This is a genomic window from Pseudomonadota bacterium (genome assembly GCA_023229365.1).
In the GTDB taxonomy this organism is placed as follows: domain Bacteria; phylum Myxococcota_A; class Polyangia; order JAAYKL01; family JAAYKL01; genus JALNZK01.
In genome coordinates this window covers 1-24,228 of record JALNZK010000059.1, presented here as the reverse complement: position 1 = coordinate 24,228, position 24,228 = coordinate 1, and the positions used below count along the sequence as shown (strand labels likewise).

At 70.3% G+C, this 24,228-nt stretch carries 20 protein-coding genes; 10 read left to right on the top strand and 10 right to left on the bottom strand.

What is annotated here, in order from left to right:
- The first annotated feature begins 154 nt into the window (after positions 1-154).
- Positions 155-910, top strand: a complete 756-nt coding sequence (locus tag M0R80_19860) for a Nif3-like dinuclear metal center hexameric protein (protein MCK9461892.1) — start codon at positions 155-157, stop codon at positions 908-910.
- Here M0R80_19860 and M0R80_19855 read toward each other — a convergent pair.
- Entirely contained in the window at positions 885-5,099 is a 4,215-nt protein-coding gene (locus tag M0R80_19855; GenBank protein ID MCK9461891.1) for an acyl-CoA dehydratase activase, read from the bottom strand. The genes M0R80_19860 and M0R80_19855 overlap by 26 nt on opposite strands.
- Between M0R80_19855 and M0R80_19850 the strand changes: the two genes are divergently transcribed.
- From M0R80_19850 to M0R80_19835, 4 genes are all read left to right on the top strand, one after another.
- Positions 5,098-6,312, top strand: a complete 1,215-nt coding sequence (locus M0R80_19850) for a cobalamin-dependent protein (protein ID MCK9461890.1) — start codon at positions 5,098-5,100, stop codon at positions 6,310-6,312. The two genes, M0R80_19855 and M0R80_19850, sit on opposite strands and share 2 nt — an antisense overlap.
- A 92-nt stretch (positions 6,313-6,404) precedes the next feature.
- The gene (locus tag M0R80_19845) at positions 6,405-7,613 is read left to right on the top strand and encodes a hypothetical protein (GenBank protein MCK9461889.1); all 1,209 of its coding nucleotides are present in this window, start codon (positions 6,405-6,407) and stop codon (positions 7,611-7,613) included.
- 85 nt (positions 7,614-7,698) lie between these two features.
- Entirely contained in the window at positions 7,699-8,628 is a 930-nt protein-coding gene (locus M0R80_19840; GenBank protein MCK9461888.1) for an FHA domain-containing protein, read from the top strand.
- A 22-nt stretch (positions 8,629-8,650) separates the two neighbouring features.
- Positions 8,651-9,541: an FHA domain-containing protein gene (locus M0R80_19835; protein MCK9461887.1), complete on the top strand. Its 891-nt coding sequence runs from the start codon at positions 8,651-8,653 to the stop codon at positions 9,539-9,541.
- A 61-nt stretch (positions 9,542-9,602) separates the two neighbouring features.
- On the opposite strand, the gene M0R80_19830 is transcribed toward M0R80_19835, so the two are convergent.
- Positions 9,603-10,913, bottom strand: coding sequence for a hypothetical protein (locus M0R80_19830; protein ID MCK9461886.1), 1,311 nt, complete (start codon positions 10,911-10,913; stop codon positions 9,603-9,605).
- Positions 10,914-11,104: 191 nt separating this feature from the next.
- Here M0R80_19830 and M0R80_19825 point away from each other — a divergent pair, with 191 nt between their 5' ends.
- The 4 genes from M0R80_19825 (at position 11,105) to M0R80_19810 (ending at position 14,543) form a co-directional block, all read left to right on the top strand.
- Complete coding sequence (locus M0R80_19825) at positions 11,105-11,569, top strand: YbjN domain-containing protein (GenBank protein MCK9461885.1); 465 nt, start codon at positions 11,105-11,107, stop codon at positions 11,567-11,569.
- A complete protein-coding gene (locus M0R80_19820; GenBank protein MCK9461884.1) occupies positions 11,554-13,008 on the top strand; it encodes a hypothetical protein in 1,455 nt (484 codons plus the stop codon). Before M0R80_19825 ends, M0R80_19820 begins: the two co-directional genes overlap by 16 nt.
- Positions 13,005-14,123 (top strand): hypothetical protein, encoded by a 1,119-nt coding sequence (locus M0R80_19815; protein MCK9461883.1) that lies wholly within the window; start codon positions 13,005-13,007, stop codon positions 14,121-14,123. Before M0R80_19820 ends, M0R80_19815 begins: the two co-directional genes overlap by 4 nt.
- A 93-nt stretch (positions 14,124-14,216) precedes the next feature.
- Positions 14,217-14,543, top strand: coding sequence for a thioredoxin domain-containing protein (locus tag M0R80_19810; GenBank protein ID MCK9461882.1), 327 nt, complete (start codon positions 14,217-14,219; stop codon positions 14,541-14,543).
- Between the two features lie 7 nt (positions 14,544-14,550).
- On the opposite strand, the gene M0R80_19805 is transcribed toward M0R80_19810, so the two are convergent.
- The 8 genes from M0R80_19805 to M0R80_19770 all read right to left on the bottom strand — a co-directional run bounded on the left by M0R80_19805 (position 14,551) and on the right by M0R80_19770 (position 22,864).
- Positions 14,551-16,779 carry a serine/threonine protein kinase gene (locus tag M0R80_19805; GenBank protein ID MCK9461881.1) on the bottom strand — a complete coding sequence of 743 codons (2,229 nt, stop codon included), beginning with the start codon at positions 16,777-16,779 and terminating at the stop codon, positions 14,551-14,553.
- Positions 16,780-16,820: 41 nt separating this feature from the next.
- Complete coding sequence (locus tag M0R80_19800; protein MCK9461880.1) at positions 16,821-17,561, bottom strand: hypothetical protein; 741 nt, start codon at positions 17,559-17,561, stop codon at positions 16,821-16,823.
- Positions 17,562-17,609: 48 nt separating this feature from the next.
- Positions 17,610-18,278, bottom strand: a complete 669-nt coding sequence (locus M0R80_19795; GenBank protein MCK9461879.1) for a hypothetical protein — start codon at positions 18,276-18,278, stop codon at positions 17,610-17,612.
- A gap of 1 nt (position 18,279) precedes the next feature.
- Positions 18,280-19,947, bottom strand: coding sequence for a dTMP kinase (tmk, locus tag M0R80_19790; GenBank protein ID MCK9461878.1), 1,668 nt, complete (start codon positions 19,945-19,947; stop codon positions 18,280-18,282).
- Between the two features lie 111 nt (positions 19,948-20,058).
- Positions 20,059-20,478, bottom strand: coding sequence for a type II toxin-antitoxin system VapC family toxin (locus M0R80_19785; GenBank protein ID MCK9461877.1), 420 nt, complete (start codon positions 20,476-20,478; stop codon positions 20,059-20,061).
- Positions 20,475-20,726: a type II toxin-antitoxin system Phd/YefM family antitoxin gene (locus M0R80_19780; GenBank protein MCK9461876.1), complete on the bottom strand. Its 252-nt coding sequence runs from the start codon at positions 20,724-20,726 to the stop codon at positions 20,475-20,477. Before M0R80_19780 ends, M0R80_19785 begins: the two co-directional genes overlap by 4 nt.
- A 123-nt stretch (positions 20,727-20,849) precedes the next feature.
- Entirely contained in the window at positions 20,850-21,647 is a 798-nt protein-coding gene (locus tag M0R80_19775) for a VTC domain-containing protein (GenBank protein ID MCK9461875.1), read from the bottom strand.
- On the bottom strand, positions 21,632-22,864 hold the full coding sequence (locus M0R80_19770) for an OprO/OprP family phosphate-selective porin (protein MCK9461874.1): 1,233 nt from the start codon (positions 22,862-22,864) through the stop codon (positions 21,632-21,634). The genes M0R80_19775 and M0R80_19770 overlap by 16 nt, the downstream gene beginning before the upstream one ends.
- A 125-nt stretch (positions 22,865-22,989) precedes the next feature.
- On the opposite strand from M0R80_19770, the gene M0R80_19765 reads away from it, so the two are divergent.
- A partial coding sequence (locus M0R80_19765; GenBank protein MCK9461873.1) for a hypothetical protein occupies positions 22,990-24,228 on the top strand: 1,239 nt, incomplete at its 3' end.

The window sequence follows — 24,228 nt, the reverse complement described above, 5'->3', positions numbered from 1 at the left end:
CGGGTTCGTGCTGCTTCGAGAGGAGGCATTTTACGGCCGGTCGAGGCCGGGAAACATGATCTTTCACAGGGGGCGGGCCGGAGCGCCGCAACCATGCAATTTGCTAACAGCCTTTTCCGAATTGCATGGATAATTCGGCACGAAGGAGGTCCCCATGGCGAACCGCGACGAGATCGTGCGCTTCCTGGACGAGCGGCTGGACGTCCGACGGGTCAAGGACAAGTCGTCCAACGGGCTCCAGGTCGCGGGCCGGGCCGAGGTGCGCAAGATCGGCGTGGCGACCGACGCGGCGATGGTGACGTACGGTCGCGCCGCGGGCGAGGGGTGCGACATGCTGCTCGTGCACCACGGGCTCATCTGGGGCGGCATCCAGTACGTGACGCACCGCAACCACCGGCACCTCAAGTTCCTGCTCGAGCGCGACCTGAACCTCTACGCCGCCCACCTGCCGCTCGACATGCACCCGGAGATCGGGAACAACGCGCTCCTCGCCAAGGCGATAGGTCTCGCCGAGATCCGCCCGTTCGGGGACTACCACGGCGAGAAGATTGGGTTCGCCGGCTCGCTCGCGGCGCCGCTCTGGACGATCGATATCGCGAACCGTTTCACGGCGATCGTCGGCGGCGAGCCGAAGATCCTCCCGTTCGGTCCGGCCTCGAACCGGACGATCGCCATCGTGTCCGGCGGCGGCGGGAGCGCGTTCACCGAGGCAGCCGAGGCCGGGTTCGACTGCTTCGTCACGGGCGAGGCGTCGCACGAGATCTTCCACGCGGCCCGCGAAGGGGGCGTCAACGTCATCCTGCTCGGCCACTACCTCTCGGAGACGGTCGGCGTGCGCGCGCTCGGCGACGAGGTCTCGGCGCGCTTCGGCATCCCCGCGATCTTCATCGACGAGCCGACCGGGTTCTAGCGGCTCGCGCCGCGACCTGCTGCGCGAACGTCTCGAGCTTGATCCGCTGGGCGGGGCCCTCGCCGCCGCCGCACGTCAGCGCCGCGACGGGCGCGCCGTCGAACGCCTTGCGGATCGCGGGCATCGTGCCGGCGATCGCGGTGCCGATCATGCAGTTGATGCCGGCCGCGCTGATCGCCCCGTCCGCGCCGCGGGCGAGGAAGTCCGCGATCTTGCCGACCGCGAGCACGTGGAACCAGCTCGACGCCGGGCCGACGTACGGCCGGGCGAGCGCCAGGAGCTCCTCCGGATCGGGTTCCGTCACGAGCGACATGGCCGCAGGCGGCAGGGTGCGGGCGATGGCGCGGTAGAGCGCCTCGGTCAGCCCGATGGCGAGGGTCCTGCGGGCCGCGTCGCGCATCTTCCAGCGGACGAGATCGCGCCGCCTGTCGTGCGTGTCCGACATCTGCGAGCACGCGGCGTAGAACGGGCTCGGCCACACCTCGAGCCCGAGCTGCTCCAGCCTGTCGAACAGCCCCGCGTTGCCCGCGTCGACGAACCGCGTGTACAGATCGCCCGTCACGCCGACGACCGGGAGATCCCCCGGCACGCCGTTGGTCGCCATGGACCAGAGATCCTCCGCGGCCGCTTCGACGATCGGCTTGATCGGGCGCAGGTTCGCGAGCGCCTCCTCGATCTCGCGGCCGGCCTCGGCGAGGCGGCAGCGCGGCGCTTCGTGATCATCCGCGTACGGCCCGACCCGGCGGGCGAGCGGCAAAAGAAAGTCGATGGCGACGAGCCCCTCGTAGAACCGGAGCACACCGTCGAACCCGACGTACTGCCCGAGACGCGACGACGGCACGTCGACGATCTCCGGCACGGTCGCGCCCAGGCGCGCCTGGGCGATGCGCAGCCCGTCGCCGTACTGCTGGATGAGGCACGGCGAGATCGACGACGGCATCAGGAAAGCGTCGCCCTCCCTCGCGGCTCCGGATTCGATGAGCTCGACGAGCTGCCCGGTGACCACGGCGAACGGGTGGCACTCGCGCCCGGAGCAGCGCGCCTCGCCGGCCGAGATCGTCTTCGGCGTGGGCGGCTCCGCTATCACCGCCTCGTTCCCGGCCGCCCGGAGGATCCCGGCGTAGACGTGCGAGTACTCCTCGATGCACGGGATGAAGTACCTGCGCGTGCGGGGCCTCCCGCGGGCCGGCGGCGCGATCGAGTGCCCGCGCGCGCGTCCGAAATCCGTGCGGCGGACGTGCTCCTCGATCTCGTCGGCGAACGCCTCGAGCCGCGTGATGAGGCCGGCCTCGCCGCGGTGCTCGTCGAACTCGAGGTTGAGGTGCGGGCGGCCGCCGAGCGACTCCTCGAGGTGCTTCAGCACGAACCCGTCGACGCCGCACCCGTAGCTCGAGACGACGATCGGGAAGAGACGCGGATCGCGTGAGATGTGCGCGGTCGCCGCGAGCGCCTGGCGGCCGTAGCGCCACGGGACGGCCTCCTCGGACACCGCCTGCGAGTCCGGCTCGAGCGGCAGCATGTCGACCGGGATCGCCGGCAGACCGACCCGCTCCAGGTGGCGCGCGAGGTTCAGATTGCAGAACCCGTCGTGCAGGTTGTACGGGCGCCCGATGACCACGACCGCGCGGTCGAACCCCGCAGCGAGCGCCTCTCCGCCCGCCTGCCGCCGCCGCTCGACGAACTCACGCTGGACGCGGAGGGCGCGACGGAGCGCCCGCGCCACGGCGTGCAGCGGGATCCCGAGCGCCTCGGACACGGCGCGGCACGCCTCGTGGTAGTCGCCCACGCCGGCGAGCCCGAACTGCGGGGTCGCCACCCTCCCCAGGGAGCGCGCCCGCGCGAGGAACGGCCACTCCTGCGTGAGGAAGCAGGTGCAGCCCGCCACGTCGTCCTCCGCGCACGGCATCTCGATGACCGACGGCGCGAACACCTTGCGCCGCGGATCCCCGTCGACGAGGGCGCGCGCGTGCCCGGCGGCGATCTTGATGGGCAGGCAGATCTCCCCCGGGAGGCCCCGGCCGCCGATGTCGATCGTGTCGCGCGTCGTCGCGCCCGACAGGATAGGGGCGAACCCGAGCTCCGCGAGCCAGGCGGCGAACAGGGGGGCGAGCTCGAGCTGCACCGAGGCGCGCGGCAGGCCGATCTCCCCCCGCGCCGCGAGCCCCCACTCGACGGCGCCCTCGACCGCCCTCTCGAACAGGCGCTCGCGCACCGTGAACAGCTCCGGGAACGGGCGCGCGGCGACGTCGTGAACTGCGTCCTTGCCGGCGTAGCGCTCGCAAATGTCGCCGAAGTGGACCTTCGCACCGCGCACCTCGAAGCGCGTGACCTGGCAGCGGTTCTCGCAGCCCTTGCACTCGAAGACGCGCGGCGCGATAGCAGCGCACGCGTCGAGCCCCGCGAACCGCGAGGCGTAGCCGGTCCGCGCCCGCTCCCGCTTGGCGATCAGCGCCGCGCCGATCGCTCCCGATACGCGGTTGTGCGGGTGGATGGCGACAGGCGCGCCGAGCAGCTCTCCGAAAGCCGCGACGACCGCCGCGTTGGACGCCGTGCCGCCCTGGAACGCCACGCTCGCGCCGATCTCGCGGCCCGCGACCACCTTCTCGAGGTAGTTGCGCGCCACGGCGTACGCGAGCCCGGCGCAGATGTCCTCGAGCCGCGCGCCCTCGCTCGCCGCGCGCCGCAGCTCGGTCTCGATGAACACCGTGCACTTGCTCCCCAGATCCAGGGGCGCACCGGCCGCAAAGGCGAGCGCCGCGAACTCGTCGAAGATCGAGATCCCGAGCCCCTCGGCTTGCTCCTCGAGGAACGACCCGGTACCGGCCGCGCAGATCTTGTTCATCTCGAACTCCGCGAGCAGGCCGCGCCGCAGCCGGATGAACTTGGAGTCCTGTCCGCCGATCTCGAACACCGTGTCGGCGTCGGGCATGTAGTGGTGGGTCGACACCATCTGCGCCGTGATTTCGTTGCGCACGACGTCGGCGCCGAGGAGGCGCGCCGCGAGGTGGCGGCCCGAGCCGGTGGTCCCGACGCCGAGGATGTCGAGCCTTTCCCCGAAGTCCGCCCGCAGTGCCGCGAGCCCCTCCGCGATCGCCTCGACCGGGGTGCCGCGCGTCCGCAGGTACAGCCCGGCGAGCAGCGCGTCGTCCGGGGAGAGCAGCACGAGGTTCGTCGACACCGATCCGACGTCGACCCCGAGGTACGCCTCGACGCTGGCGGCGCCTGACCGCGCGAATGGAGGCTCCGCACGCGGCAAAGGAGGGGCGAGCCGCGGGAGCGTGGCATGCGCGTGCCCTGCCGGCCGGACAGCGGCGTCGGCGCTCGCCTGCGTGAGCCTCGAGAGCGGGGTGGCCGCCGCGTCCGCCGCGAGGATCGTCGCGCCCAACGCCCCGACGATCGACGGGTCGGACGGAAGGAGGAACGCGCCCGCGCCGAGCCCGGACACCTCCGCGAGCGCCCGCCGCAACCCGGCGTTCCTGGCCCCGCCGCCGATCAGCACGACCGGCGCCTCGAGGGTGCGTCCCTCGAGCACGGTCGCCACGAACATCCGCGCCAACGCGGCGCACACCCCGAGCGCGATCTCCGGGACGGGCGTCCCGCGCTGCTGCAGGTGGATCATGTCGGACTTCGCGAAGACCGAGCACCGTCCCGCCACGGTCGCGGCGCGCTCCGCGGTCGCGGCGATCCGGCTGAACTCGTCGATGTCGAGGCGGAGCCGGCCCGCCTGCTGCTCGAGGAACGCGCCCGCTCCCGCCGCGCACAGCCCGTTGGTCGCGAAGTCCGCGACCGCGCCGTCGCCGTCGAGCAGGACCCATTTCGAGAGCTGCCCGCCGAGATCGACGATCGTCCGCGCGTCCGCGAAGAGGCTTCTCGCGCCGCGGGCCGCCGCCAGGATCTCGTTCACGACGAAGCCGCAACGGCGGTCCGCTACGAGCGACGCCCCCTGGCCCGTGAGCGCCACCCTCGCCTCGCCCGCGCCGAGGAACGGGACGACCTCCTCCCGCAGGAGCCGCGCGAGCACGTCGAGCGCCCGGCCGCGGATGGGGCTCGAGAAGCCGCGCTCCCTCCCGTCGGCCGCGACTGCGTAGGCGTGGACGTACATCGAGCCGACGTCGATCCCGAGCCGCGCCGTTCCGCCCCTCTGACTCGAGTTGCGGCCACCCCGCGGCCGGACTATATAAGCACCCATGCGCATTCGACTGATCTACCCCAAGTGGCCCAAGCTGGCGAACCAGCGCGAGTTCCACCTCCCGCCCCACGGCCCGGTCGTCTTCGCGGCGACGATCCCCGCGGAGCACGCGGTCGCGTTCACCGACGAGAACGTCCAGGAGATCGACTTCGAGGAGGACGCCGATCTGGTCTGCATCTCCATGATGCTCTCGTGCCAGACGCCGCGCGGATACGAGATCGCGGACCGGTTCCGCGCCCGCGGGATCAAGGTCATCTGCGGCGGCATCGGGACGTCGCTGCACGCGGACGAGGCCGCGTTGCACGCAGACGCGGTGTTCGTCGGGGAGGCCGAGGGGAGGTTCCCGGCGGTGCTCGACGATCTCGCGCGCGGAGCGCTGCAAAAGGTCTACGGCTACCTCGCCGACCCGGCGCCGGTCGAGTCGGTCGGCACGGCGCGCCGCGATCTCCTGGATCGCCCCCGCTACAACTACCGCGGCGTGCAGATGCCCGATCTCGTCCACGCGTCGCGGGGCTGCCGGTTCTCCTGCTACCCGTGCTGCGTCGAGTACCTCGGCGGCCGCCGCTTCCGGCCGCGCCCGATCGAGCGCGTCGTCGAGGAGGTGGCGTCGATCCCGAACCACAAGCTGTTCCTCGTCGACAACTCGCTCGCCCAGGACAAGGAGTGGGAGCTCGAGCTCTTCCGCGCGCTCAAGCCGCTCGGCCGGTTCCTGATCTCGCACCCGATCGAGGACGACGACGAGGTGCTGCGCGCCGCGGCCGACGCCGGCGCCTGGTGGGTGTACCAGGCCGTCTTCGACACCTCTGACTTCATCCGGAACCGCGTCCGGCGGCTCAAGGAGCACGGCATCTTCGTCGAGGGCACGGTGCTGCTCGGGCTGGACGATCACGACGAGGACTCCATCAAGCGGCTCGTCGACTTCCTCCTGGAGATCGAGCTCGATCTCGCCGAGTTCACTGTGCTCACGCCGTTCCCGCACACCAGGACCTTCCAGGACCTGGAGGCGCAGGGCCGCATCCTGCACCACGACTGGCGGCGCTACACCGCGGGCGAGGTGGTCATGCGACCCGCGCTGATGACGCCGGACGAGCTCCAGGAGATGTACCAGTACGCCTGGGACACGTTCTACGCGACGGAGTCGCAGGCCGTGAAGATGGCGCGCATCCTCAAGCCAGCCGAGATCGCCGCGCGCAAGGCCGCCAAGACAGCGTGACAAAGATCGCTTGGCTGCGGCGGGCCAGATGATAAGATGCGGCGAGTTTTCAGGTCGATACGAATAACGCGTGCGTCAGACAGGAGGGCGCGATGAAGACGAATTCCAACACCGGTCTCCTTGTTGCGGTACTGATCGCGGCGGTCGCGCTCGCGGCCGGGTGCGGGGGCAAGTCCGGCAAGGCGAAGATCATGACGGGTGAGGAGCCCGGGCAGACCACCGCGAAGCCGTTCGAGGCGCCGCAGATAGGAGGCGGCGGGGGCGGCGGCGGATCTCTCGGCGGGGCGCTCTCCGCCGACGACGAACAGCTCGTCATCCCGGGCGCGGAGTTCGGCAAGGCGCCGGCGGTCATCCCGCCCCCTTCCGCGAAGAAGAAGGGCAAGAAGGGCGCGATCGTTGAGCCGCCGGCCGGCTACGTCCCGTTCTCCGAGGGGATCGCGGAGCAGATGGAAGGCCTCCAGTGGGGCATGTCCACCAAGAAGGTGATGTCGCTCTTCGAGCAGCGGATCCGCGATTCGTACGCCGAGGAGCTCAAGACCGCGGCGGGCGACGCGCTGGCCGAGGACGGCGTCCGCACGAAGCTCCTGCGCGACGTCTCGCGGATGCACAAGAGCTACATCGAGTTCACGGGCCAGACGACCGGCTTCGAGAGCCACATGATCGCCGACGAGTTCACGCACAACAACAGCGAGTCGATGTTCGTGTGGGACGCCGGCAAGTACGTCGAGTACCTGTTCTTCATCCAGAACCGGTTCTGGAAGCGGCTGCGCGCGTTCCGGAAGGACTCCTTCAAGGCGGACATCACCTTCATGGACTTCCTCGCGACGATCGAGGGCCGCTTCGGGGTGTCGGGCCGCGAGTTCTTCGACGCCAAGGGGAACCTCGACCGCGTCAGCTGGCGCAACGACGAAACCTACGCGGACATCCTCGACCGCTCGTCGTTCTTCGGCGCGTACGGGCTCCGCTTCTCGTGCGCCGTGACCGCGACGCACATCGCGAAGCTGCGCCCGAACGCGGATCGCGACAAGGGCATCGTCACCGACCAGGTTTCCGACATGGTCGATCAGGTCACCGCGGCGTCGGGCGACAAGCTCAAGGACGGCGAGGCGTCGGTGATCGACAACTACACCGGGCAGAAGGTCGGGGACGGTTCGAGCTCGCTCGACTCCACGCACTCCGTGACGTCCGGCTCCAAGAAGAAGAAGGACGCCGAGGCGCCCAAGCCCGAGGACTCGGGCACCGCCGCGCCCGCGCCCAAGGAGAGCAAGCCCTCGGACAGCAGCGTCGACGATCTCTTCTAGCTCGCCCGACCGCCCGCGCCGGTACCGCCTCCTGTAAATCTGGAAAATGTTGTACAGTCGCAATGGTGCGAGGAAGGAACCGCTCGTGGACACGAAGGTGAAGCGCCGGCTGCGGTTCATGTTTCAAGAGATCGATCTCGCCGAGGGAGCGTTTCTCGTCGGCAGATCTCCGTCCTGCAACCTGACGCTCGAGGATCCGCTCGTCTCCAGGCACCACGCCCGGATCTCCGTCGGAAGGGATCGCGCCGCGATCTCGGATCTCGGCTCCCGCAACGGCACGCTCGTGAACGGCGAGCCGCTGTTCGACGATCACCCCCTCCAGCACAACGACCGTATCCGCATCGGGAGCCACGAGATCGTCTTCCTGGAGGAGCGCAGGCTCCCGTCGCAGCAGCTCCGGGTGACCGGCGCCCTCATCGCGTGCCCGTCATGCCGCGCCACGATCATGTCGGGGGCGCCCGTGTGCCCGCACTGCAGCGGACAGCTCCCGCGCGACACGAAGAGCTGCCCGCGCTGCCGCACGCTCTGCGACACGGCGAGCACGTTCTGCACCCGCTGCGGGGCGACGTTCGAGCCGGGCGAGGACACGATCACGCTGCACATGGGCGGCAGCTCGTCGGGCTGGACCTCCGGCATGGTGAGCACCGTGATCGAAAAGGCGATCCGCGCGCGGCGTTTCGACCACGCCTCGCGGCTCCTCGCGGGGAAGATCGAGGAGTACGACCTCAAGGCCGCCCGCGGGGTGCACGACATCGCCCTGCTCGCCGAGATCGTGCCCACCAACGCGCGGCTGGCCGTGGAGCTGCGGGAGGCCGACCGGCTCCGATGGATCGTCGCCGCCTACACGCGCGCGGCGGAACCCGCGACCGACGCGGTGCTCGACCTGCTTCTCGAATCCGCTCGAGGCTGGTACAACATGACCGACGACCTCGCGGGGTATCTCGGCGCCCTCGAGAAGAGCGGCCATCGGGAGGGCGCCGTCGTCGACAGGCTGCGGTCCCTCGTGAGAGGCTGACGCTTTCGGGAGTCTTTGTCCGATGAAGAAGTACCGCCTGATCTACCAGAGCTCGAACATCGAGGCGCCGGAGGGGACCTTCGACATCGGCCGCTCCAACGAGTGCAACCTGATCCTCGACGATCCGAGCGTCTCCCGGGTCCACGCGACCATCGTGAACGAGAACGAGTTGCTGTTTCTCGAGGATCGCGGGAGCCGGAACGGCTGCATCGTGAACGGCAACCGCATCTCGGGTCGCGTGCAGCTGTTCGACGGCGACCGCATCACGATCGGCCACCAGAGCATCCGCGTCGTCGCCCTCGGCAAGGTCGCGAACGCGGATCGCACGCTCGGCCTCGTGACGTGCGCCGCGTGCGGTTCGTGGATCGCGAACAACGAGATGAACTGCCCGCAGTGCGGCGCGCCGCGCTCGTCCACGGGCGGCGACCCGAAGGCCACGTTCCGCGTCGATCCGATCCAGTCGCCACGCCGAAAGAGCGACCTCCACAAGACGCAGCAGCCGCAGTTCATGGTGGCGGCGCTCCTCCAGAAGGCGATCAGCATGGAGCGCTTCGAGGAGGCCGAGAAGCTCCTCGCCAACCTCATGGAGTCCGCGATCAAGCGCGAGCAGCGCGGCGACAAGATGGAAGAACGCGAGATCGAGGACGTGACACGCAGCACCATCGCGATCGCCGAGGCGACCCGCAACCCGAAGCACGTCAGCAACCTGTTCGCTTTCCACCACGCCCGCGGCAAGCTGATGCCGCGCGAGACGATCGAGGCGCTGTACGGTCTCGTCCGCAAGGTCGGGTACCGCTCCTGCCCGGAGATGTCCCGTTACCTCGCGTTCCTCGCCACCAAGGCGACCTCCTTCAGCCCGGGCGAGAAGTTCGTCCACCGCCGCCTCGAGGGGCTCGTCAGCCTCTGCTCCTGAGCGGTCGAGCCGGTTCTTCGTGCCTTGACGATCCCCGGGCGGGGGCAACGCGGGGCGGCGATCACTCGGCGGGCTTCTCTCCTTCGGCGGGCGCTTCCTCGGAGATGCCGGCCGCCGCCTTGGCGGCGCCGACCTTGTACTCCTCGACGTCGTCGTCGACGCTCATGCCGGTCAGCAGCGACGGCGGGCTCTCGGCGGCGATCTTGTCGATGGCGGCCTTCACCGTCGACTGCGCCTCTCGCATCCGCGCCAGGATGTCCGTCAGCTCCTTGAGCCGCTCGGTGTACTGCGCGAAGTGCGGTTGCGTCGCGTCCTTGAGCAGCCCGCCCTCCGCCTGCGGCTCCACCGCGATGACGTACCCCTCGGCGTTCTTGCTGAACTCAGAGTCGCCGGCCGGGCCGTTGTAGAAAGTGCGCGAGTCGCCGTAGGTGCCGACCTCGTACTGGATCTGCGTCGCGATCTTGCCGTCCTTCTCCTCGGACTTGCCGAGCACGACGAGGTTGCCGATCAACGCGCCGTTGCCCTCCTCGTCGCGCGTGAAAACAACGCCGTACCTCGGCTCGAGCAGCTTCGTGAACTCCTCGCCGGTTGCCGAGAGCTGCGGGTCGTCGTTGTCCGTCGCGCGGAAATGCTTCCCGAGCTCGGTGTAGAGCACGGTCCATTGATCATAATACGTGTGCAACGCCTCGACGGTCGCGGGGTCGAAGTTCTTGTAGTTTCTATCCGTAAAGAGGCTCGGGTTGAAAGGGTTTCCCTGGAGCTTCTCGGCAAGGATCTTGAGGTAGCCCTTGTCGAACTTGTTCGCCTTGGCGTCCTGGTACGCTTTGGTCAGGGCGCCGTCCACCTCCGCGAACAGCGCGTTGAGCTTGTTGACCTCGATCTGGATGATGCGCGCGTCGCGAATCATGATCGCGTCCTCGACGCGCCCGGCGACCACGGAACCGACCCCGAAGCCGATGATGAGGAGGCCGAGGGCGACCCCGAGCGAGATGGCCTTCTGGCGCGTCGACATCTTCGACTTGGCGGCCGCGGCGCCGATCCGCTCGTCCGCCCCGGGCACGACCATCGCCCCGGCCCCGCCGTAGGTCTCGATCGGCGCCGAGGCCGTCGACGTCGCGAAGGGGTCCCGGCGGATCTGCTCCACCGACACCTTCGGCGCGACGGGCTTCTCGACCGGCTTCATGAAAGGCGTCGCGGCCTGCCTCTTCGCCCCGAGGCCCGGCAACGCCGCGCCCATCCGCTTGGCGCCCGGCAGCGGCGCGCCGCCCGGCTTCATCGCGCCCGGCAGCGGTCCCGGCGGCTTCGAGATCTTGGGTTCCAAGGCCTTCCCCACGGGGAGGCCGCCCGATGGTTTCTTCAGCTCGTCGCTCAACTTGGTCCTCCAGAATGCAGGCCGACACCGCTACGGTCGGAGCAACAGTTTTGAAAGAGTACAAACAGAGGCGCCGCACTGTCAAGCCGGGACACGAACACCGATTGACAAGGCACCGGGCGTGGGCGAGCATGATTTTCCACGGCGCGGCGAATCCGCACGTCGCGCGGGTTCTGGACAGGGGAAGCGGGATGGGACAGAAACTCGACGGCGCCGTCGGCAAGGCGGCTCGACTCATCGAATCCGTCCTGAAGAGCCTCGGGCTCGATCCGGACAAGAACAGGACGCAGGCGGCCGAGGGGGTCGCGAGCTGGCAGGTGTCGCGCGGCTCGGCGGACGTCCTGATCGCGATCAGCCCGGGCCCGGCCGGGCGCGCGCCGAGGCTCCGCGTGGTCTCCCCGCTCGTCAAGATGCACGGCGGGCTCGCGGCGCCCGCCGCGATCAAGCTCCTCCGCCTGAACGCGACGGAGCTCCCGGGAATCGCGTTCGGGCTGTTCAGGGACGACATCGTCGCGCTCGTCGCGGAACGAAGCGTCGCCGATCTCGATCGCGCGGAGGTCGAGGATCTGCTCGCCGCGATCGGTCACTTGGCGGACGAGTTCGACGACCTTCTCGTCAAGGAATTCGGGGGCACACGGGTGTGCGACCTCGGCTAGTTCAGCTCGCGGCCTGCCTCGTCGCCCTGCCGCTCCTCGCGGCGGGGGCTGCGGGCGGCGCAACCCAGGAGATCTCGTCGACGCTGTCCGCCGAGGGCTACTCGATCCCCGCAGCCGACGGATCGATGATCTCGCGCCGCCGCTTCATCGAGGATCTCCGCCTGTCCGTCTGGGATCTCCTGCCGGGCTCGTCCGATCCGTACTACCGCGGACCGCGCCTCTCGCTGGCGCTCGAGCTGCGGCTCGACACCGACTTCGCCGTCACGAACAACGAGAGCAACCCGGACATCCCCGAGAGCTACTCGCCGGGCACACGACCGCTCCAGATGGACGCGGTGATCGCGTACGTCTCGGTCGTAGGCGTGTGGGACGGCGCGCTCGACGCGCGCGGCGGGCGCCAGATCCGGCTCGACACGATCGGGTACGCCGCGTTCGACGGTCTCGAGGCGACGCTGCACCTCCCGGCCGGGATCTCGGTCTCGCCCTACCTCGGGTACGAGGTGCGCGGCGGCAACCTGCTCGGCTATGACGAGCTCGAGCTCGACGGGGTGGACAGCGGAGGCCGGCGCGGCCTCGAGTCGGACAGGTACCCGTCGCGGATCGATCCCGAACCCCGCCCGATGTTCGGAACCGAGATCGGCTTCTCCCCTCGCCGCTGGCTCGATGCGGCCGCGGCGGTCCGGGTCGTCGGCCTGTCGCAGGAGGTCGCCGATCAGCGGTTGGGTGGGCGCATCGACGCGGGTCAGGGGCCCCTGCGGGCGCACGTCCGCGCCGTGTGGAGCCCGCTCCTGGACAGGCAGGACGACCTCGGCGCCGCGGCGGCGGAGGGGACGGCGGTGAGCGAGGCGGACGCGGAGCTCAGGATCGCGCCGGTCGAGCTGCTCGCCTTGACCGCGGAGTACCACCTCTACCGGCCGATCTTCGAGGCGGACTCGATTTTCAACGTCTTCGACTTGGCGCCGCGGAGGGACGTGGGCGGCCGCATGAACGTCGACGTCGCGAAGACGGTCTCGTTCGCCGCGTGGGGGTTCGCGCGGCTCGCGGACGGGTCGGCCGGCTTGAGCGGAGAGGCGACGGACGAGCTGCTCGCCGGCGCCGGCGGCGGCTTCGGAGCGGCGCACAGGACCTCTCGCCGCAACGCCTCGGCGCGCGTCACGGGCACGCGGGAGTGGGGCGAGGACCGCGTCGGCGTCGAGCTCGGCGGCGGGCACGGCTTCCTCGACAACCGCATCTGGCTCGCGGCGCGCGGGACCTACTGGCACATCGACGACGGTTACTCCCCGCGGCTGTCCGGGGACGTCGTCGGCTACATGGCGTCGGTGCGCGTCCGGCTGCTCGAGGGGGCGCACGTCGCAGCGGAGCTCGAGAACTACTACGGCGGGGGCTCGGCGCCGCGATTCGTGGCGCTCGGCCTGCTGCAACTGGATCTGTGGCGATGATGGCGAACGCGCGGACATATGTCCTCCTGATCGCCGCCGCCGCGATCGCGCTCGGCGCGGCGAGGGGCGCCCGGCAGGCGATCTCTCCCACCCTCCTGCCCTCGAGCGTCCCCGCCGTCCGCGACGCGCACGCCGCGCACCCGCCGGGGAAGCCGGGCTGCGCCGCGTGCCACCCGAAGGCCGCGATCTCGGGCTGGGCCTCGGATCGGCTCGCGCCGGCCATGGCGGAGTGCGCGCCTTGCCACGAGGCGGCCGCGGGCGCGACACCCGGAATGGTGGTGACGGACGCGTGCCGCCGCTGTCACACGGCGTTCGGCGCGGACGGCGCGCCGCTCCCCGGCGCTGCTCCCCGGCCGAACGTCAGGTTCTCTCACCGCGCCCATGCGAAGACGGCTTGCTCGGACTGCCACCCGGCGGCCGCCGCCGGCCGCCGCGCGGACGAGGGACGCGACGTCGTCGGCATGCGGAAATGCTTCTTTTGCCACGAGAAGCGGGGGCGCGCGCTCGCGGAGTGCAGGACGTGCCACCTCGCGCACCCCGACGGCCGGATGATCACCGAGATCGGAGGCGAGCTGCTCACGCCGCCGGACTGGCTCGCGGGCGCGACGCACCGCGCCGACTGGCGCGGGAGCCACCCGGCCGTCGCCGGCGCGGACTCGGAGCTCTGCGCGCAGTGCCACCAGGAGAGCTGGTGCCGCCGATGCCACGGCGGGAAGATCCGGCCGCGCGACGTCCACCCCGGCGACTGGCGCTCCGCGCACGGCGTCTCGACGCGCATGGACAACCCGCGGTGCCGCGCGTGCCACAGGAGCCAGTCGTTCTGCATCGGCTGCCACCGCCGCGCGGGCGTGGCCCCCGACTCGCCGTCGAACGCCAGGCCCGAGAGCGCGGGGAGCTTCCACCGCGGGGCGCCCCCCGAGCAGATCTGCCGCCGCGCGCGCTACGACATCGAGGCGTGCGCGTCCTGCCACAGCGAGAGCTCCTGCGTGTCGTGCCACGCCTCGATCAACCCGCACCCGGCGGGGTTCTCCCGCAGGTGCAAGCCGCTCGCGCGGAAGAACCAGCGCGCGTGTGTCAAGTGCCATTCGGACGACATCTGGCGCCGCTGCGAATGAGCCGTGACGGCCTTTGCGCGCGTTGACAACGGGGCGGCGCCGGCTCTAGAGTCGCTGCGACGCGCTCAAGCGAACCACTCCGAGAGGTGCACCATGGCCGACAAGCTCATCAGCCTGAACGACGCGAACTTCTCCTCCGAGGTCGAGCACTCGAACGTCCCGGTGCTGGTGGATTTCGGCGCGACCTGGTGCGGCCCCTGCAAGGCCCTCGGCGCGACGCTCGACGGCATGGTCGGCGCGTACGCGGGCCGCGTGAAGTTCTGCTACGTCGACATCCAGAACGCTCCGAACGCCGCCAACCGCTTCGGCGTGCGCTCGGTGCCGACCATCATCATGTTCAAGAACGGCGCCCCGTCCGGTTCGCTGCTCGGCGCCCAGCCACGGCCGAAGCTCGAGGAGCTGATCTCCCGCGCGCTCTAAGACGGCCTCACCGCATCGCGGCGGCCACCCCCAGCAGGATCAGCATCCCCGCGAAGAACAGCCCCGCGATCACCGGCAGCGCGAGCTCGAGGTAGAGGAGCCGTCGATCGATCGCCGCACGGTGCGCGGTCTGCGGCATGTAGGCGGGGTGCACGAGCATCGTGGGCTGCGACTGGTCGTCGGTCTCGCCGGTCTCGTCGTAGAGGGCCCGCGCGAGCGGCGGATTCTTCCTGCGTCTTCCGCGCGGCGGGGGCGCGACCGGCGCCGAGGGCTGCGGCTTCGGCTTCGCGGGAGGCCGGTTCTGCTGACGGCGCTGCTGCGTCATCGGGAACCCGCGCACCTCCTCGGTGGGCTGGACGACCGGCGACGCGAGGAAGGAGATCACCGAGTCCTCATTCGTCTGCGAGATCCGCTCCCTCCAGTCTTCGTCCTCGTTTCCGTCCACGACCTCCGGCTTCTCCGGCTCCGGCACGTCGTGGACCTTGGCCTCCTCGAGCCGCGCCGCCGCGCGCAGGAGCCGCGGATCGATGTCGTCGAGTCGCTCCGTCCTCTGCTTGAGCACCTCCGCGGCCTTCGCCGACCTCGCACCGCGCTTCTCCGATTCGAGAGTGTGCGCCGCGCGGACGAACCGCGGATCGACGCCGTCGAGCCTCCCGGCTCGGCGGATGAGCTCCTCGGTCGACGAGCGGAGGGCGTCCTCGGCCTGCGCCTCGAGCTTGGTCGCCGCGTCCACCGCGTTCCGCGCGATCTGCCCCTCGATCATCCCGATATCGATCTCCTGCGTCCCCTCGACGGTCTCCTCGGCGCCTTCGCTGAGCGCGTCGAGGTCGATCTCCTGGGTCACCTCCCGACGGACCCGCTCCTGGCGGCCGCCCCTCGCGACGGGGGCTTTCTTCACGGAGGTCTCCCCGTCCTCGTCCTGCGGGAGCGGCGCGTCGGCGCGCGCTCCCTTGGGCGGCGGCGCGACGCGCGCGGACTGCGGCGGCGGTTGCGGCGGCAGCGAATCCCTGCGGGCGGGCCGCTTCGGGGTGATGAGCATGCGCCCCGGGACCGGTGTGTGATCGGGGTCGTCTTCCTGGATGGGCGCGATTCGGGCCCAGGGGATCTTCCGCTCCGGCTCCCCGTGGACGTGGTCGCGGATCACATCCTCCATGGAGACCTGGACCGTGCTCTCGGTCTGCGGCTCGCCGATGCCGAGCTCCGCCGCGCGGCGCGGCCTGGGCGGCGGCGCCGACGGGCGGGCAGGCGGGCGCGGCGCGGGGGCGGTCTGGGCCCCGCTCTCGCGTCGCGGCGGCGCGGCGTGCGGTCCGGACTCGCCCAGCGCCCGCAGCACGTCGACGAGCTCGGACACCGTCGCGTAACGCTCCTCGGGATCCGCGTCGAGCGCGTGCCGGAGCACGGCGTCGGCGCCGGACGGGAGGCCCGTCACTGCCGACGCGAACACCTCCGGCCTGCCGTCGAACGCTAGCTGCGTGATCATCTCGCCTATCAGCACACCGACGGAGTAGACATCGGCCCGCGCCGAGAGCGCCCTTCCCCGCAGCAGCTCCGGCGCGACGTACCCGCGCACCCGGCTCTTCGCCGCGAGCCTGTGCCCCACCGCCGCGAGCGGCAGGCTCCGCGCCCAGCCGACGTCGAGGATCTTGAGCCCGTCGGGTTTGATCCAGATGTTCTCGGGCGAGAGCGCTCCGTGCTCGGCGACGCCGCTCTCGTCGAAGAACGCCGCGATCTGCCTCACGATGGGGAGGATCTCGGCGACCGTGAACCCCTTGTTCTGGCTCCTCCGCTTGTCCATGAGGTCGCGCAGCGGGACGCCCTCGACGAGCTCGGTGACGACGTAGTACTTGTCCGCCTCGCAGTTCGCGTCGAGCACGCGCACCATGCCGGCGTGATCGATCTTCTTGAGGGCGCGCATGCCGTGGAGGAACCGCCGCCCGATCTCCTCGTTGCCAACGAGGCCCGCGTGCGCGAGCTTCAGCACCGCGTCGCCGCCGGAATCCGTGTCGGACACGAGGAACGCGGCGCCCAACCTGCCGACGCCGAGGCACGAGCTGATCTCGTACCTGCCGCGGACCAGCTCGCCCGCGCGCAGCGACTTCTCGCCACAGAGCGCGTCCGCGTTCCACCCGCACTGCGTGCAGGGGCCGTCGTGCGCCTCGAACTGGGTGCCGCACAGGATGCAGTCCACGATCCTACCGTCCTCGAGCTCGGCGGGCGAACAGGGCCCCCGGCTCAACGTGGCGGAATCTTATCACACTTGGCGCTGTTGCCTACCCGTCAGACGCCGCCGTCGGCGGTGCTCGCCACCTCGTACTCGACGAGCGCCTCCTCCTTCGTCCCCTCGGTGATCTCCTTCACCTTCCCGACCCCGAGTGCGAAGTAGTAGATCTTGATTTCGACCGACGAGCCGGAGGTCTTCTTCCGCTGCACGACCACGCAGTCGAAGGTGCCGGCGGGGACCGTCACGCTCTCCGGCTCCAGCACCTCGTAGAGGTAGCTCGCGCCCTCGGTGACGACGCCGGCCTCGTCCTCCGGGGTGCTGTCGGTGTAGGTTGTGAGATCCTCGGTCCACTGCGCTCCCACGGTGATGTTACCGCGATCGAACCTCAGGAAGCCCGGGACGTAGTCGCGGACCTTCGTCAGCGTGTCGGTCTCGTCGTAGACGTCGTGGCGCATGCGCACGACGCGGGTCCCGTCGTCGTGGTAGTACTGCAGGCGGTGTCCTCCCGAGCTGTCCGTGTCGCCGCCGCCGGCCGGGAACGTGTTGTTGATGACGAACACCGGCAGCGCGCCCTGGTCGTCATAGGCGAAATCGTAGTCGATCTGCCCGGCGACCTCGTACCGGGTCTGGCTCGTCTCGCCGCCCTCGGTCTCGTCGTAGAGCCAGAAGTCGCCCACCGTCAGCGGGAAGAGATCGCCGTCCGGCACCGTCGCGGGAGGCGGCTCCTCGGTGCCGCAGGAGGAGAGGATGGGAAGAACGAGAAGCAGGGGAAGAATGGGGTGTCCTAATGCTCTCATCGCTCTCATGACTCTCATGGCTCTCATCCTTTCAGCGTACCGGAAGCGTCAATTCGGCCAGTCCGGGGTGCCGCGCAGCTCCTCGGGGATCTTCTCCACCTCGGCGATCACCTTGTCGATCGCGAGCTTTCGCGGGAGCTTGAACACGAACGTCATCTCGCCCTTCTTGAAGTTCTTGTGGTGCGCGCCCACGCGGCACCCGGCCCGCGCGATCGCCTCGCGGTAGGCCTCCGCCGCCGGCGCCATCTGCGCGATCTTGACGCCGCCGACGATCAACTCGATCACCGTCGCGCGCTCGAGGAAGAAGATCATCCCCCAGAAGAACGCCGTCGCGAGCGCCGCGACGAGCTGGAGCTCGAGCCCCCAGCACAGGCCGACGAGCGTCCCGATGATCGCGTGGCCCGTGCTCTTCGACGAGTCGAGGTTCGTGCGGAAGCGCATGAGCCCGCCGATGCCGAAGATGACGAACGCCATCGACGGGGCGGCCGTGCAGATGATCGAGATGAGCGCGCCGGCGACCGAGTAGATGATGAGCGTCTTGGCGAGCTCGAGATCCTCCATCGACTTGGGCCGCCCGATGTAGATCGGGTGGTACGCGAGCACGACGCCCGAGAGCGTCGCCTCCACGAGGATGAGCGCGTACTGCACCCACTTCATGGGGTCCGCGAACGCCGCGAGGCCGGGGCCCTGGGTCAGGGTGCCTAGAATATCGGGCATCTCACGCCTCCTCCTCGTCGATCAGCTTCACGAGGTAGTGTATCACCTCGGGGTCGTTCGGGTTGGCGCGCGCGAGCGCCCACAGGAAATCGCGGCCGCGATCGGTCGCGGCGAGCGCGAGGCCCACCGACTTCGCGGCGTGGGACTGCCACCGCTTCGCGAGCGACTCGCGCAGGCGCCACGCTTCCTCGCCGTCGAGCCCCTTGATCGACGTCAGCGCCTCCTTGCAGCTCCACCCCGCGTCGCGCCGCATCGTCCACGCGCGCTCGTGGTCGACGCCGTACAGCGTCTGCAGCACGAGCTTGGGCGCGACCTTAAACAGGCCGTCGCGCAGCTCCCAGGCCGCATCCGACACGAGCCCGGCGGTCGAGACGAGGACCCACGGCAGCGCCTTCCGCTGGTGCTTCCTCCGCAGCGCCCACGCCCGCTCCGTGTCGATCCCGGCGAGCCCCTCGAGGAGGCCCCAGTCGGTCTTGCCCCTGCCGAGCTCGTCGCGCAGCGCCCACGCGCGCTCCGTGTCGATCCGCTTGAGCGTGGCGAGCACCGCCGCGTGGTTGTCCTTGTCCTTGAGAAGCCGCTCGCGCAGCGCCCACGAGTCGTCCGAGTCGAGCGATCCCATGGACGCGATCACCTCGGCCGGCGCCGCTTCCGCGAGCCGCGCCCTGAGCTCCCACGCCCACGGATCCGCGTCGGCCCACCGTGCGCCCAGGGACTTCGCGACCTGCCGGGGCGCCCTCTCGACGAGCCGCTCGCGCAGCGCCCTGGCCCGCCCGTCGTCCAGCGGCTCGAGGCCGTACGCGACAAGCTCCGGCTCCTTCTCCCGCAGCCTCTCCCTGAGCGCCCACGCCTCCTCGGCGAAGAGGCTGCGCACGTGGTACGCGGCCGGGCGCGTGGCGCCGGCGTCCGCGAGCCTGCCGAGGTGATCGTAGAACGCGCGCCGCAGCTCGTCCGCGCGCTCGGCACGGATCTCACCGGGCTCGAGCCGCACCGGCTTGGACGGCGGCGGATCCGCGAGCAAAGCAAAGCGACCGAGCAGCTCGACGATCTTCCGCGCGATCCGCACCGAGTTCTCGGCGATCGTGTGGTTCACGTTGTCGACGACCATCCAGCGCGCGGGGTCGGCCTCGGCCATCTCGAGGTACTCGCCCCGCATCGCGTCGCGCAGGCCGAGCCCCGCGAGCCCCTTGCGGCCGAAGTCGTCCGCGTCGCGCGGGTTGATGATCTTGTCCATCCGCTTGCGCAGCTCGGAGGTGTGGACGTCGACGTCGCAGTAGACGACGAGCTCCGGCCACAGCCCGCGCGCGACGACCTCGGTCGCCTTGTCGACGTCGCCCCGCGGCACCTGGCCGCGCGCCCGCGTGAGCACGACCGGCGAGTACACGTACCGATCCGCGATCACGACGTCCGCCTTGTCGAGCGCGGGCCGGATCACGGTGTCGATCATCTGCGAGTCGCGCGCGAGGTAGAGGAGGAGCTCCGTGTGCGGCGACATCGTGAGGCTGCGCGGGTTGCGCGTCATGTTGCGGATGTCGGTCGCGAGCTCGCTCTTCAGCTCGCCCTTGGGCCGCGCGTGGTGGACGGTGACGCCCACGCCGTCGAGCAGCGCCGCGACGCGATCGGAGAGCGTCGTCTTGCCGGAACCGTCGATGCCTTCGAACACGACGAACATGCTGATTCTCCATCCCTCGAGGCAGGGCATGATAGCGCGAATTCCGCGCATCGGGGGTCCGAACTTAGAGTGTCCGCACGCTGCTGCAACCGATCGTTTTTTTTGAAATGCTCACTCCCACGGATTGACGATCTTCGCGCCGCTCACGGCCATGTCGCCCCCGTTTCGCGTCGCCACGGCCAGTCCGTGGTGGAGCGCGGTCGCGGCGATCAGCCCGTCGACGACCGGCATCCTCTTCCCTGCCCGCTCGGCGCGCGCCTGGATCTCACCCCACAGTGAAGCGACGCCGGAGCACACCGGCAACAGCCGCGAGCCGAAACGCTCCGTCAGCTCTCCGTCGATCCACGCCGCGAGCTCCGCCTTCCTTCGCGATTCGTCGAGGCGGGCGATCCCCTTGCGGAGCTCTCCTATCGTGAGGACGCTCAGGTGGAGATCCTCTTCCCGCTGAGCACCGAGCCAGTCCACGACTCTGCGTTCCGGCGAGCTGCGCACGGTCTCGGAGATGACGCACGTATCGACGACACACCTCAAAACGACACCTCCCGCCCCGGATCCGGGTCGCGGGTTACATCGAGATCGGCGGCGACGAGCGGTGACGACCTGAGGAACTCGACGAAACTGATCGACGGCGCGCTGAGCCTGCGGAACTCGTCAGCCGCGACGACGACGACCGCCTCCACGCCGCGACGCGTGACCGTCTGCGGTCCCCTTTTCAGCGCCCGCTCCACCACCTCGCTGAACCGATTCTTCGCTTCCTGGAGCTGCCATTCGTCTTTCATCGTGCCCTCTGCCGCGCCCCGTCCGGTATTCTGTCTAGTCTGTCTAGCTGTATTGTGTATCGCCCGAGCGACCATGTCAAGCGGCTTGGAAAATTCGTTTGCATGACGAGTAGTTCAACCTAACTACAGCGGCAGCAGCCCACGCCGCTGGACCGCCCGGAGGCCGGCGACGAACTTCGAGTAGTCGGCGGGCTCTGCCCCGTCGAGCGCGTCGTCGAGCCAGAGCGGCGCCGGGCCGAGGCTCTTCACCTCCACGATCCACCGGCCCTCCATCTCGAGCGGCGGCGGCAGCGCGGTGCGCGCGCCCGTCGGCGCCGCGGGGGTGTACAGGTCGCGCGGCGGGACGTGGAACGTCGTGCCCTTGTCGAGCGTGACGCGCAGCTTGGACTCCGGATCCTGGTAGGTCCACCGCGTGTAGTGCGCGACGACCACCGGTGCGAGCGGCCTCCCCTTGCGCACCGCCTCGAACGACTCGATCGCCGCGCGGCTCTCCTCGTCGTCCGCCGCCTGCGGCCCGTCCCGGAGCGCGTCGAGCACGCCCTCCCGCGGCACCTCGAAGCGGCTCTTCTCGACCATGGCGCCGAGCCGCAGCTTGACCTCGAGCCAGCACCGGGGGCCGCCCTGCGGGGCGCCGCCGACGATCTGGTAGTACTCCTTGACGCGGAGCTTGATCGCCTGGCTCCCGCGCTCGAGCCCCCGCCTCGCGAGCTCGTGGTCCGGCGCGTCGAGGTACGCCGAGACGCGGTGGCTGAACGGGTATCCGTCGACGATCTTGGCCGGGATCGACGCCTCGACCTTGGCGATCACGCGCGCGCCGACGTCGGGCGCGAACAGGTACTTGATCTCCTGGCGGACGCCGGTGAGCCTCGCCGGGCTCCTCGCCGTGGCCGCACCGGCGGACGGGCTCAGATGTCGAAGCACGCGAGAACCTCCAGCGCCTCGGAGTCGGGGTGGTCGATAGGAGAGTTCCTGTTCGAGCGGACGAACTCCCCGCCGATCATCAGCTTGAAGTACTTGCCGATGTACGTGTTGACGCCCGGGGTCAGCACCCAGAGGTGATCCTCGGTGATCTTCGTGTCCGGATCGAAGAGCTCCGCCTTGAACGCGGGCTCGATCGCGAACCGGATCTCGGTGTCGAACTTGTGCCGGTACGAGACCATGCCGATCACGGCGAACGTGACGAACGAGAACGGCGAGTCCTCGACGCCCGCGGCCCGCCGGACGTTGAACTCCCGGTGGTTTCCCGCGACGAGCCCCTCGGCGTAGAGCCGGAACCCCTTGACCTGCACGCGGGCGTCGCCGCCGCCGGCGAACGACCGCCTGGCCTCGCCCGGATCCGGCTCGCTGAAGAACTTCGCCGAGCCGTTCAGGCCGAGCTCGAGCTGCTTGACGGGCCGGATCTGCACGCGCGCGACGAGATCCTTGGAGTTGTCCATCTCCTCGATTTCCGGCCCGCTGCCGTTGAACACGCCGATCTCGTAGTCGAGCTTGACCGACTTCACGAGCCTGCCCGAGAGCTGGAGGCCGAGGTCCCGATCTCCGTAGAGCAGATCCTCGACGATGTAGTCGACGCCCGGTCCGCGATCGATCACCCTGAGCTTCGCGGGCGACTGGAGCTCGAGCCCGGAGAACGGCTTCTTGAACTGGCCGATCCGGATCTGGAGCTGATCGAGCGGCGAGAGGTGCACGTAGGCGTCCCGCAGGATCGATCCGCCGAGCTGGAGCGCCTCGGCCACGTCGATCTGGATCACCGCGAGCATCCAGCGTTCGGGCCGCCAGTTCAGCTTGAGGCGGGCGCGCCTGACCATGAACTCGTTTTCCGTGTCGCGTCCGGACTCCGCGGGCGAGGGCGCCTCGCGGGTCATCCGGTAGCCGGCGTGGACGCGGCCGCCGATCTTGATCTTCTCCGACTCGCCGATCGCCACGCCGCCGTCCGCGCCGTCGCCGTCCGAGGTGATCTCCGCGCCGGGTCTCTCGACGGGAGGGGGCGCGGGCGCGGCCACGGGTGCAGGCTCGGCCGCGGGTGCGGGCTCCGCCTCCTGCGGCACGGGCTCCTGTCCGAGCGCCGTCCGGCCCTGCAGGAAGGCGGCGGTCAACACGAACAGCGCGACCGGGGCGATGTGCAGCTTCCGTTTCATCTCGGCGCGATCGTTCTACCTCGTTTTGCGTCCGCCCTCACCAGCTATAGTGTACGGGAGCCGCGCGCCCAGGTCAGATTTATGCGGTATTGTCCGTCGCCTCGATGTGTCGTACCCATGATCCCATGAGCCCGAAGGCGCCGCCACTCTTCTCCCCGCTGCGGCTCGTCCCGGCAGTCTCCCTCGTCCTGCTCCTGGCCCCCACCGCGGCGCGCGCCGACGTCGGCGTGCGCGTCCCTCTGGAGGCGACGCCCGACGAGGTGACCGCGATCGAGGCCGCGATCCGGACCGCGCAGGGCGCGAAGGTCAGGACGTTCGCCGCCCGGCCCGGAGGCGACCCGGCCTCCCCGCTCGTCCCCTCCGCAGCGACCGAGGCGTTCGAGCGCGCCCGCAGGGCGTACAAGAACCTGGAGATGGACGTCGCGCGCGCGGCCCTCGCCGAGGCCGAGGCGGCCTGCGTCGCGGGGGGGGCGTGCGCGGCTTGCCGCGACCTCCTGTTCGACGCGCACGTGCTCGCGGGCGCCGTCGCGGGGTCGCTCGGGCGGGACGACGCGGCCGTCGCGGAGTTCGTCGCGGCCCACGCGGTGCACCCCTCGCGCGTGGTCGATCCGCGGCGCTTCCCGCCGAAGATCGTCGGCGCCTTCGCCCGCGCCTGCGCGGACGCGGACAAGCTGCCGTCGACCCCGATCCGCGTCGTCTCGAAGCCGCCCGGTGCCTCGCTCGCGATGAGCGGGACCCAGATCCGGAGCGGCGCGGAGATCGCGGTCCGGTCGCACCGCGTGTACGTCGAGGCCCGGCTCGCCGGCTTCTCGCCGCGCTGCGAGGCGATCGACCCCGCGGCCGCCGGCGCCTCCGCCCACGAGATGGTGCTCGCGCCGCTCCCGGCGCCCGAGGAGGAGGGCGAGGCGGACCGGCTCCTCGCCGCGACCGCGCCGGCTCTCGACGCCGCGGCGATCGCCTTCCTCGCGCGGATCGGCGTCGACCGGTTCGTCGCCCTCTCGCTCGCCGCGAAGCCGCACCGCTTCGCCGCCCGGGCGGCCCACGCCGGCGCTCCCGCGTGGGTCTCCCTGCCGCCGCTCGCGACCGCCGCAGACGCCGCGTCGCCGCAGTTCGCCGAGGCGCTCGCCGCCGCGGTGGGCGAACCGCGGGTCGTCGAAGCGCCGCCTCCCCCGGATCCCCCCCCCGAAGACGACCTCGACGATCTCGACGACGATAAGGAGGACGACAGCGTGGTGCTGGATCCGGACCTCGGAGAGCTTCCCGACGGCGGCGCGACGACCGGAGCCAAAGTGTTCAGGTCCCCGTGGCTCTGGATCTCGCTGGGCGTGGTCCTGGTGGTGGTCGGCGGCGTCGTGATCGGCACA

What these genes read in the sequence shown, in the direction of transcription:
- M0R80_19855 (MCK9461891.1), bottom strand. Translation starts at nt 5,099, where the DNA reads ATGGGTGCTTATATAGTCCGGCCGCGGGGTGGCCGCAACTCGAGTCAG.
- M0R80_19810 (MCK9461882.1), top strand. Translation starts at nt 14,217, where the DNA reads ATGGCCGACAAGCTCATCAGCCTGAACGACGCGAACTTCTCCTCCGAG.
- M0R80_19850 (MCK9461890.1), top strand. Translation starts at nt 5,098, where the DNA reads ATGCGCATTCGACTGATCTACCCCAAGTGGCCCAAGCTGGCGAACCAG.
- M0R80_19845 (MCK9461889.1), top strand. Translation starts at nt 6,405, where the DNA reads ATGAAGACGAATTCCAACACCGGTCTCCTTGTTGCGGTACTGATCGCG.
- M0R80_19815 (MCK9461883.1), top strand. Translation starts at nt 13,005, where the DNA reads ATGATGGCGAACGCGCGGACATATGTCCTCCTGATCGCCGCCGCCGCG.
- M0R80_19825 (MCK9461885.1), top strand. Translation starts at nt 11,105, where the DNA reads ATGGGACAGAAACTCGACGGCGCCGTCGGCAAGGCGGCTCGACTCATC.
- M0R80_19860 (MCK9461892.1), top strand. Translation starts at nt 155, where the DNA reads ATGGCGAACCGCGACGAGATCGTGCGCTTCCTGGACGAGCGGCTGGAC.
- M0R80_19795 (MCK9461879.1), bottom strand. Translation starts at nt 18,278, where the DNA reads ATGCCCGATATTCTAGGCACCCTGACCCAGGGCCCCGGCCTCGCGGCG.
- tmk (MCK9461878.1), bottom strand. Translation starts at nt 19,947, where the DNA reads ATGTTCGTCGTGTTCGAAGGCATCGACGGTTCCGGCAAGACGACGCTC.
- M0R80_19800 (MCK9461880.1), bottom strand. Translation starts at nt 17,561, where the DNA reads ATGAGAGCATTAGGACACCCCATTCTTCCCCTGCTTCTCGTTCTTCCC.
- M0R80_19835 (MCK9461887.1), top strand. Translation starts at nt 8,651, where the DNA reads ATGAAGAAGTACCGCCTGATCTACCAGAGCTCGAACATCGAGGCGCCG.
- M0R80_19770 (MCK9461874.1), bottom strand. Translation starts at nt 22,864, where the DNA reads ATGAAACGGAAGCTGCACATCGCCCCGGTCGCGCTGTTCGTGTTGACC.
- M0R80_19780 (MCK9461876.1), bottom strand. Translation starts at nt 20,726, where the DNA reads ATGAAAGACGAATGGCAGCTCCAGGAAGCGAAGAATCGGTTCAGCGAG.